The sequence below is a fragment of the Actinomadura sp. GC306 genome (assembly GCF_004348665.1).
In the GTDB taxonomy this organism is placed as follows: Bacteria; Actinomycetota; Actinomycetes; order Streptosporangiales; family Streptosporangiaceae; genus Spirillospora.
This window is the reverse complement of sequence record NZ_SMKM01000253.1, coordinates 1-9,799: the sequence shown is the minus strand read 5'-3', so window position 1 is coordinate 9,799 and position 9,799 is coordinate 1. Positions and strand designations below refer to the sequence as shown.

The 9,799-nt window shown below is 67.8% G+C and carries 7 protein-coding genes; 1 reads left to right on the top strand and 6 read right to left on the bottom strand.

Features of this window, described 5'->3' with window-relative positions:
• Window positions 1-233: 233 nt before the first annotated feature.
• The 5 genes from E1200_RS34995 to E1200_RS26700 form a co-directional block, all read right to left on the bottom strand.
• Complete coding sequence (locus tag E1200_RS34995; RefSeq protein WP_243708850.1) at window positions 234-887, bottom strand: nucleoside triphosphate pyrophosphohydrolase; 654 nt, start codon at window positions 885-887, stop codon at window positions 234-236.
• A gap of 114 nt (window positions 888-1,001) precedes the next feature.
• Complete coding sequence (locus tag E1200_RS26715; RefSeq protein ID WP_131954837.1) at window positions 1,002-1,904, bottom strand: hypothetical protein; 903 nt, start codon at window positions 1,902-1,904, stop codon at window positions 1,002-1,004.
• A gap of 580 nt (window positions 1,905-2,484) precedes the next feature.
• Window positions 2,485-3,768 (bottom strand): citrate synthase, encoded by a 1,284-nt coding sequence (locus E1200_RS26710; RefSeq protein WP_131954836.1) that lies wholly within the window; start codon window positions 3,766-3,768, stop codon window positions 2,485-2,487.
• A 195-nt stretch (window positions 3,769-3,963) separates the two neighbouring features.
• The gene (locus E1200_RS26705; protein WP_165950472.1) at window positions 3,964-4,887 is read right to left on the bottom strand and encodes a serine/threonine-protein kinase; all 924 of its coding nucleotides are present in this window, start codon (window positions 4,885-4,887) and stop codon (window positions 3,964-3,966) included.
• 72 nt (window positions 4,888-4,959) lie between these two features.
• Window positions 4,960-5,898, bottom strand: a complete 939-nt coding sequence (locus E1200_RS26700; protein ID WP_131954834.1) for an aldo/keto reductase — start codon at window positions 5,896-5,898, stop codon at window positions 4,960-4,962.
• 172 nt (window positions 5,899-6,070) lie between these two features.
• Between E1200_RS26700 and E1200_RS26695 the strand changes: the two genes are divergently transcribed.
• The gene (locus E1200_RS26695) at window positions 6,071-6,856 is read left to right on the top strand and encodes a hypothetical protein (RefSeq protein ID WP_131954833.1); all 786 of its coding nucleotides are present in this window, start codon (window positions 6,071-6,073) and stop codon (window positions 6,854-6,856) included.
• 806 nt (window positions 6,857-7,662) lie between these two features.
• Here E1200_RS26695 and E1200_RS26690 read toward each other — a convergent pair.
• Window positions 7,663-8,442, bottom strand: a complete 780-nt coding sequence (locus E1200_RS26690; RefSeq protein ID WP_131954832.1) for a hypothetical protein — start codon at window positions 8,440-8,442, stop codon at window positions 7,663-7,665.
• Window positions 8,443-9,799 lie beyond the last annotated feature (1,357 nt).

The window sequence follows — 9,799 nt, the reverse complement described above, 5'->3', positions numbered from 1 at the left end:
GGCCCGCACCCTCCACGACGCCGCCACCCCCGCATGGGTGGCCGCGGCTCCCGCCGCCCGACCAGCCGACGAGGCCGCTGCCAGGGCGTTGGCTCCGCACCGCCCGCGCCTTGGAGCCCGGCTGAACCATCATCGGCCGGAAGGTCGACAGCCACGCCGTCATGCCCCTGCGCCCGCGCGGTGACAGGTCTCCTTACCTCCGAACCTTCATTGGGCGCTGTGGTCCGGGTGGGTCAATCGGGGAGTCGTAGGACGAGGCGGTTGGAGAAACCTCCCCGTTCGGCTGACTTGAGTGCGCGTCCTTCCTCTAGGTCGTCGGGTGTCAGTCCGTGCAGGGCTGCGAGGGCATGGATGACCTCCAGGAGGTCGGCGAGCTCGGCCGGGTCGCCGCTCGCCGTGTACTCACCGGCCTCCTCGTAGAGCTTCGTGCGCAACAGCCCGGCGTACTCGCCGGGGCTCGCGACGCGGGTTACCGGTACACGCCCGGAGGCGTGAACGATTTCGGGAATGCGGTCCCGGACAAGCTTCTCGGAACGTCCACGGCCTTCTCCGACCGGATGCACGGACTCGCCGTGCCGCCGGTCCAGGGATTGGATCCACTTCACCGCGACCGCCGCTGTCTGGACGAGTTCGGCTCGGAGGGCAGCGGGCTCGGATTCGGCCAGCGCCTCGAAGAACTCTTCTGTGAGGATGTGCCGCCAGGTCAGCTCACCCTTTGTCCAGGCCGAGGAGCATTGTCGTTTGGCGTCCTCCGCGCGCTCGGTGAACTCCGGTCCGCTTCCATCGGGGAAATCCTGTACCCCCCACATTCGGTCTTGGGTCTCGCGTTCGGTCGCTATGTCCTGCAGGACTTTCCCCAGTGAACCCGGTACGCCATCGTTCTCCATGCACCCCGACGCTACTGGGGCGACGTCGGTGCCGAACGGAGTATCAACTCGGTCGCGGTGAAGCGTCGCTTGCCTTCTCGGTGGGTGCGAGCGTTTGATCGGCGGCCGTTGTCGTCAGGTGGGGGTGGCGTGCTCGGGTTCGCAGCTGAGGACCTCGTGGAGGACGGGCGGCAGGTCGTCCCAGAGCCACTCGTTCAAGGTCCCCGGGAAGTCCGCCGGCTGGCGGATGCGCAGCCGGTCGGGCGCGACCCGGGTGAGGCGTACCGGGACGGGACCGTCGTCCCACATCGGGTCGCGGTTTCCCCAATAGTGGGAGAAGTCGGCGCTCGTCAGCATCAACTCGGTTGGCAAGATGTGCTCGCCCGGGTGCCTGCCCAGGGGAAGTAGCCGCTGCGCCGTCGTGCGGAGGATGTTGAGCGCCGCGAGGTCATGCGGGCAGGCGACGTCCGACATCTCGAGTTCGGGAAGGCCGAACCGGCACAGGCCGCGGGTGGTCAGCCGGACGCAGGCACAGCCGTCGACGGCGTCCTCCTCGGCCGGGCAGCGGGCGGAGTTCCGGAAGGGCGGTAGCGCGGCGCCGATCCAGTGGTCGGCGAGGACGAACTCGTCGAATCGCCCGAAGGGGATGACGGGCAGCACCTGGTTCAGGGTGAGGTCCACCGGGACGCCGCCGAGCGATTCGGCGATCGCCCTGGCGGCCGCGCGTGCGAGGTGCGGGCCCGAGGGCAGGTCGCCCACGGGCAGGACGGACGTGACCCCGATGTGCCGCGTGGCCTGCCGGACCCGCTCGGTGTCGTCCTCGTCTGCGGCCGTGACTCCGCTCAGTTCCCACGGCGAGTCCACTGCGCGATGGGTGGTGGTGACGAGGCGTGGTGTGCCGAGGCACATCGACACCGCGGCCGCGAACGGGGCGGGCAGCAGCTGCCGGATCGTCGTGGCCACGTCGCCCGGGTCCCTGTCCGCGGCGACGACGAAGCCGGCGGTGGTCTCTTCGGGAACCGTGATGGTGATGGTCATGGCGCTCTCCTCGGGTCCTCGGACGGGGTAGGTGCCGTCCAGCTTTGAGGAGGCCGCCGCGGAGAGGGAAGAAAACCCGGACCTGTGGATAAAGGGGAGGCGGATAGTCGCGAATGTTCTATTTGGAGCGTCTTAGAAGGCGCAGGGTGCGTCTTCGATCCCGCTGATGAACTGGTGCGCCGCCGGACGGGCGCGCCCGTGGCACGGAGACCTGGAAGTCGCTTGGCGGGTGGTCGGTGAGGACGGAGCATGGGACACGCAATCGCGTGTGGTTTCGTTCCCTGCCATGACGAAGAGCGAGAAGAAGCGACCCAGTTCGCGCTCGTCCTGGAGTTCTCTGTCCATGCTCGCGTGCGTTAGCGCGGTGACCAGGTCGTTCACCGGTAACTCCGCACATGGCTGAGATCGGCCGTGATCGACAAGAAAGGCCGTAGACGGGGCTGGCGCTCTCCGAGTCGTCGCAATGGGCTAACTCTGAGGCCCGGCACCACGCGATCTACAGCGGGCGGGTTGCGGAAACCCGCCCGCCATCGCCGGGTGCCGGCACACGGCAAGTCCCAGAGGTACGAAGCGGCGCCTATTAGCGGGCGGAGGGCTCCACGTAGTGGCGCTCGGTCGGGCCCACGTACACCTGACGGGGACGTCCGATCTTGGTGGACGAGTCGTCGAGCATCTCGCGCCACTGGGCGATCCACCCGGGCAGGCGGCCGAGAGCGAACAGGACGGTGAACATGTTGGTCGGGAAGCCCATCGCCTTGTAGATGACGCCGGTGTAGAAATCGACGTTCGGGTAGAGCTTCCGCTCGACGAAGTAGTCGTCGCTCAGCGCGACCTCTTCGAGGCGCATGGCGAGGTCGAGCAGCGGGTCGGACATGCCGAGGGCGTCGAGGACCTTGCTCGTCGCCTTCTTCACCACGGCGGCCCGCGGGTCGTAATTGCGGTAGACGCGGTGCCCGAAGCCCATCAGCTTGACGCCGGGCTCCTTGTTCTTGACGCGCCGCACGAACGCGTCGATGTCGTTGCCGTCCTGGTGGATGCTCTCCAGCATTTCCAAGACGGCCTGGTTGGCGCCTCCGTGCAGGGGCCCGAACAGCGCGTCCACCCCTGCTGACACCGACGAGAACAGGTTCGCCTGGCTGGACCCCACGAGACGCACGGTCGAGGTCGAACAGTTCTGCTCGTGGTCGGCGTGCAGGATGAAGAGCATGTCGAGCACGCGCATGATCTCGGGGTCGATCTCGTACGGCTGCGTGGGCAGTCCGAACGTCATGCGCAGGAAGTTCTCCACGTACCCGAGGGAGTTGTCGGGGTAGAGGAGCGGCTGGCCGTTGGAAGTCTTGTACGCGTACGCCGCGATGGTGGGCAGCTTGGCTATGAGCCGGATGCTGGACTTGTCGACCTGCTCTGGCTCGAATGGGTCAAGGCTGTCTTGATAGAACGTCGACAAGGCGCTGACCGCGGACGACAGGACCGCCATCGGGTGCGCTTTGCGCGGGAAGGCGGAGAAGAACGCGCGGAACTTCTCGTCCAGCAGCGTGTGGTTGCGGACGTTGTCGGTGAACTCGGCCAGTTGGTCGGACGTCGGCAGCTCGCCATAGATCAGGAGGTACGCGACCTCCAGGAAGGACGATTTCTCCGCCAGCTCCTCGATGGGGTAGCCCCTGTACCGGAGGATGCCCGCCTCACCGTCGATGTAGGTGATGGCCGACGTCGTGGACGCCGTGTTGGTGAAACCGGGGTCGAGCGTGACGTGACCCGTCTCCTTGAGGAGGCTGCCGACACCCAGGCCCGAGGGACCCTCCGTCGCCTCGGTCACCTCCAGAGGCATCCGGCCGCCCGCGTGGCTGAGCTCGAAATCCGACATACTCGTCACTCCCAACTGCGTCCACACCTGCGGAGACGTCCGCTCGTCCCGTCGTTCATCGTATCCACGTGATCACATGGGCAAATACTTGCCCTCTGCGTAGTCCGCGCACGCCGGCGCTCTGCATCGGGCTTGTGCAGCCCAGGGGAGACCTCGGTGACTTCGGGACGGTGTTGAGCGAGCGTGAGGAGGATCTCAGCCGACCGGAGAATGCCCCCGGGGCGGTGGCTCGTGCAGGGTCGGCAACTCGGCGGTGATCTCGACGAGCGTCCGCTGCTGAGCACCGAGCAGCTGCTCCACATCGGCGGGCGGCCACTCGTCGCCGTAGTGCGCGTCCAGCAACGTCGACAGCGCGATGAGGATCTGCTCGGGTGTAGGGCGTTCGCTGGGGTCCTTGAGGAGGCACCGCGTCACCAGCCCGCGCATGGGGTCGGGCAACCGCGTGAGGTCCGGTTCGCCGTACACGATGCGGCTACGGACCTTACGGTCGCTCCCGAAAGGAGCCGTTCCGGTCGCGGCGAACACGAGCGTCGACCCCAGGGAGAACACGTCGCTCTCCGGATGCACGGGTTCTCCCAGGGCCTGCTCTGGGGACATGTAGGCGGGGGTGCCCAGAATCTCCGTCCGAGACAGGGGGAGGGCGTCCAGTGGGCGCGCGATGCCGAAGTCGATGACCCTCGGCCCGTCCGAGGCGAGCAGGACGTTCGACGGTTTGAGATCCCGGTGAACGATCTCCGTCCGGTGGATCGCGATCAGCGCCTCGGCCAGGCCGGCCCCGAGCCGGCAGGCGGCCTGTTCACGCAGCGGGCCCTTCTGCTGGACGACCTTGGACAGGCTCACACCGCGGATGAACTGCGTCGCCAGCCACGGCTGCTCCGCGTCCGGATCGGCGTCCACGACGGGCGCCGTGTAGAAGCCGCTGACCGACTGCGCAAGGGTCACCTCACGGCGGAACTTCTTCCGCCATCTGGGATCGTCCAGCAACTCCGGCCGGATCACCTTCACGGCGACGAGCCGCCTGCTCGGCGACGCCCCGAGGAACACCTCGCCCATCCCGCCGGAACCCAGCCGGGAGACCACACGGTACGGGCCGATCATCTCTGGGAGGTCTGACTGCATGGGCAACGGCATCCGTTCGTGGTGGGGACCGCTCAATGTTGCCACGATCCGGCCGCACGTCCCGTGAGTGCCTCACGTCCAGGGAAGCGCGCTCCGTTCGGTCCAATAGCGCTCCGGCGGAACGCTGAGCCCAGCGAGCATCTCAAGTTCGTCTCCCGCCAGGGCTACCTCTGTCACGGCCAGATTCGAGGCCAGCTGCGCCGTACTGACCGCGCCGACGAGGACGGTGTCCGCCCACCCCTGGCTCAGCGCAGCTGCGAGTGCCAGAGCGTCCGGCTGTACACCCAATCCGGAAGCGACCGCCTGCACGGCCGCGGGTGGATGAACGGCCAGTCGTCCGTTTGCGAGGACTTCCTTGACCAACACATGCAGCCCAGCCTCGTGCGCCTCACGCAGGGCGTCCTCAGCAGACGGCTCAAGTATGTTCCACGTCGACTGGACCGTGCTGAACAGTCGTTGCCCGTCGACCTGCAGCTCCAGCGCCCGGCGGATGGTGTCCTTCTGCCTCGGGCCGGAGGTGGAGAAACCGACGCGGACACCCTCAGCAGAGGCTTCCGCAAGAGCTCCCTGAAGCCGGACGTCCCCGAACAACGGACTGTCTTCGGTCAGCGAATGCACCTGATAGACGGACAGATACCCGTTGAGAAAGCTACGCGTCTCCTCGTACTGCTCTCGGTATCGGTCGAGGGCGTGCTTCTTGACCTCGTGCACGGGCGCGTCTGTCTTCCAACCACCAACGTAGGTGTAACCCCACTTGCTCGATACCGTCACGTCCTCCGGCGAACGCTCTGCGAGCCAGCCACCAAGGAACTCCTCCGCCCGCCCATACGACCGCGCCGCGTCCACCCACCGGATGCCCGCCGCGTAGGCGGCGTCGAGGACGTCCCAGGTGGCTTCGCGCATCCCCTCGACACTGCGGTCGTGCGGTAGCTCATGCGTCCTGCCGACGTTGATGTAGGCCGGGCGTCCCAGTGCGGCGAGCCCGACTCCCAGCCGCCGTATGTCGCTCATCCCCTCAGCCTGGCACCGGCCCACCCCAGCTGCCACTCGCGACCCCCGAATGCCCGAATGGTCGGATACTTCGCAACCTGCCGCCGAGTTATCCACAGAGAGACGTTTCGCTATGGCCACCGTCACCGTCCGCGAGGCTTGGTCGCGTCAACATCACGAGAAAGGCGCGGCAATGCCTGTGGAGATCACTCGCGGCCATTACGGGGCCCATCAGTTCGCCGGCCGCCTCGGGCTCACCCGGTGGCAGTTGCGTGTCGGCCTGGAGCACGGCATCCTCCCCGAACCCGACATCGACGGGGAGCGATGGTCCACGGAAGTCGTCGAACGGGTCGAGGGACGCGGCCAGCAGGTCATCGCCATGTTTGGTGACGATCCGCCGGTCGGCTCCGCTCGGGCGGCCGCGCGGCTGGCAGCCCGGGTGGGGCTCGACGTCGAACGCCGCGACGTCGAGGTTCTGGTGGCCCAGGGCGACCTCAACGTCATCAGCAGCTTCCGCGGCCACCCGGTCTACCTTCGGCGCGACCTGGACCGCCTCGACCCGGCGGCCGTCCGAGCGGTCGTCGCCGCCCGGAAGGGCCCGCTCACCGACACTGTCGACTCCGGCGGCGCGGCGACGATCCTCGACTGGCCCCGCAAGACGTTCGACAGGATCGCCGGCGAACGCGAACTCGCCACAGACCAACTGGGCCGCTACGCCCTCGCCGACATCCAGGCCCTGGCCGCGGACGAAACCCTCGCCTGGCAGGTCGCGGAGGAGAAACGGGTCCTCGCCCTGACGAAGACGCTGCGCTCCGAGGACAGGATCCAGGAGGCCATCCGCGGCTGGCTCAACCGCTGCGCCGCCTACGTGGACCGCGAAACCGACGTGCCCCCCGAGACCACCTCCCTCAGCCGGGCCCTCCGAGCGCTCACCACCGTCCGGACGGAGATCACCAAACAAGAACGCGCCCCGTCTTAGCCGCCATCTCTCGGAGTCGGCGGTGACAGTTCAGGGTGGCGGCGATGGCGACGAAGGCCAGAAAGTGCTCGGGCTAGCGTTCATAGCGGCGCTGCAGCTCACCCCACACCCGCGCGGTAGAGCAGCGGTGCGCGGTAGGCCTGACGGCCCGAACACCGACGCCTGCTGCCACCACACCTGGGGTGGCTACGAAGATGATGATCGCCGCGGATACTCACGATCCCCGTAGCGGCACCAGCCACAGCTCTGGGGCCGCGTCGGAGCAGGCGGCATCCACCCGCTGGGACAATTCCCACCACTCCTCGGGCGCTACCCGGCGGGGTAGACCCGCGTCCGACGCCGGGTTGACGTTCGGGCCCACGCCACGACGGCGTGTCCCGCCAGTCGATGCCGCGCCGCCCGGCGTGGCCGATGAGCTGGGGTGTGCTCATCGGGGTGGGGTCGACTGGCGCCTCGCCGTTCCACTTGTCGAGCTTTCCGATCACGCCGTTGCGGGCGGCGGCGGGGGAACCACTCTTACCGTTCGGACGCTACCCGGCGCGGTAGGCCCGCGTCCGATGCCGGGTTGACGTTGGGGGTCCTGCGCCACGATGGCGTGTGCCTCCCCGTGGTCGTCGCGCCGTCCGGTGTTGCCGGTGGGTTGGGTGTGCTCGTCGGGGGAGAGGTCGGCGTGCCTGGCCGTTCCACTTGGGGAGTGTTCGATCACGACGGTGCGGGCGGGGCCACTTGCATTACCCCTCGGGCCCAGTCGCTCGACCAGCTCTGCGACTGTGGGCCACTGCTATGTACCCGAATGAAAATACGTTCTAGTCCTTGAGGGGGTTGCTTGGTTTGTTCTGAGGGCGGCGGGAGGGGCGGCGCTTGGGAGGCGGCTTCTGAAGTGACTTCTGGTGGGCCAGGATCGAGAGGAGCCGGTCGCGGGCCTCGGTCCGGGACAGCGCTGGGAGGCGCGGCGGAAGGTGCAGCGCGGACGGGGCGTCGACCATGCCTTCGTCGTCGACGGTGACTTGGTCACCCGTCCACGCGCCGAGGAGGATGACGGTGACGCTGCCGGGGTGACGGTCGAGGAGGGCCTTGATCCGGTCGCTCTCTCCTTCGGGGTTCGCTACCAGAAGTAGACGTCGCGCCTGTTGCACGCCCGTGTTCTCGCGGATGGCGAGTTCGGTTTCGAGGTAGGCCAGGGCGGCATCCAGATTGCCCGGGATGAAGAGGGCCGCGGGGTCTTCGTCGAGGAGCTCGTCTTCCTCCAGGCCGAACAAGGCCGTGGCGTCGGGACGTGGAATGACGACAAGGGAGTTCTCGCCGTGCTCGTCCAGGGCGGCGACGGCCAGTATGCGCGCGGTGGGGGCCGCGCCCGAGCCGGTCAGGGCCAGCACCGGAGCGGCGAAAGGATCGAGCGTGGGGCGATAACCGACCCGCACCGGCTCCGTGGTCTGCGTGACCGGGTACGGGGGACGCCCCGCGACTGCCAGGAGCCGGTGGCGGAAGGGGTAGCAGAGCGCGACCATGAGCGGGAGGAGCAGGCCGAGGAGGAGAACCGGCTGGAGGGAAGGTGGAGGCGCTTCGAGATCGTCGGCCTGACTCATCGTGGGAGTCGGCGCCGGCGTCGGTGTGCGGGTCGGGGCGGGGGCTGGCTTCGAGGAGCGTGTCCGGGTCGGCTTCGGCGGTGCGAGGCGCGGGGTTTCGGTCTTCGGACGTGACCGTGGCGGAGTCGGCGTGCGCGGCGTGGGGGGCACGGAGGACCAACGTTGGAGCAGTTCGTCGAGCCACCGCGGTGACGGGGTCCGACGCCGAGTCCTGTGCGGTCCGTCGTACCGGTCACCTCGTCGGTGGAACTCTCCATCGTCTTCCGTCCTCGTGTGCGACCTCTCGCGCATCGCACTCCACGCCCGCCTGCACTCGTACACGGTGTGACGGTCGGTGGTGCTCATGGCCTGACGGCAGACGGGCGGTATCGACTCGTGCGCTTCGGGGGCCGGGTGCGCGTCCGCGGACGCGGCTGCGCCGATGAAGACGGCGCTGGCCATCACGGTACAACCCAGCAGTCCGCCGACACGGCGGAGCAAGCCGCGGAACGTGGCGGCAAGGCCGGGAAGTGCCAGGAAACGGTTCATCTTCGCCCCGGGGGATCGCTTCGGTCACCATGCGAATGCCGATCGTAGTCACTTTGGCTACGGAGCGTTGAGTATTGCTCACAGTCGGCCTCACGATCATCCGCGACGATTCCGCCGACGCCCGGTGCGATTTATGCGGCAAATCGTCCGAATCCGGATACCGTGCCTCCGTGATGGCCCGGACCCCGCCTAGGCAAGGCGGGAGGCGCATGCCCGCAGCCTGCCCGATAGTGCGTGCTTTGGGGGACAGACGGACGGTGTACCGTTAGGTTTCCTGGCTTTGCGGCTAATTCGAGGCTGCTTTGCGACGGTCACCCGCGGGTGGCGACCTAGTGCTATAAGTCTCACTCCACGTCACCCGCCGAGAATAAGAAGTCTCGCCTCTATTTTCTCGGCCATGTCCTGAATTCGCCTCACCTTTGAGGCTTCTTCCTGGACGCGGATATTGCCGCGGGACATCGCATAACGACCGGCCGCGGGTGGATTGCTGGAATAGGCCAACCTCGTCCCGTCAACCCGCTGTGTGGGGCGCCTGCACGTTAAACCGGGGCGGGCAGCGCCACGGCGACCCGTAGTGGTGGTCGTTTGTGCCATGTGTGGAAGCCGGGCGCTGATACTCCGGCGCCCGGCCGTGTCGGGTCGGTCGCTCAGGGGGGCGGTGCGCCGGCCGGAGAACTGTCGGCTGCAGGTGGGTGCCGGTGACCTGGGCGGGGCGTCCCCTGGGCAGGGTTGCCGTGGTCGCTCCTGGTGGTCGGTGACGTTGCGGGGTCAGGGTCGGCTACGAGAGCCCGGGCCGTGACCGGGGCGCCTGTCCTTGCCAGTTCAGTGG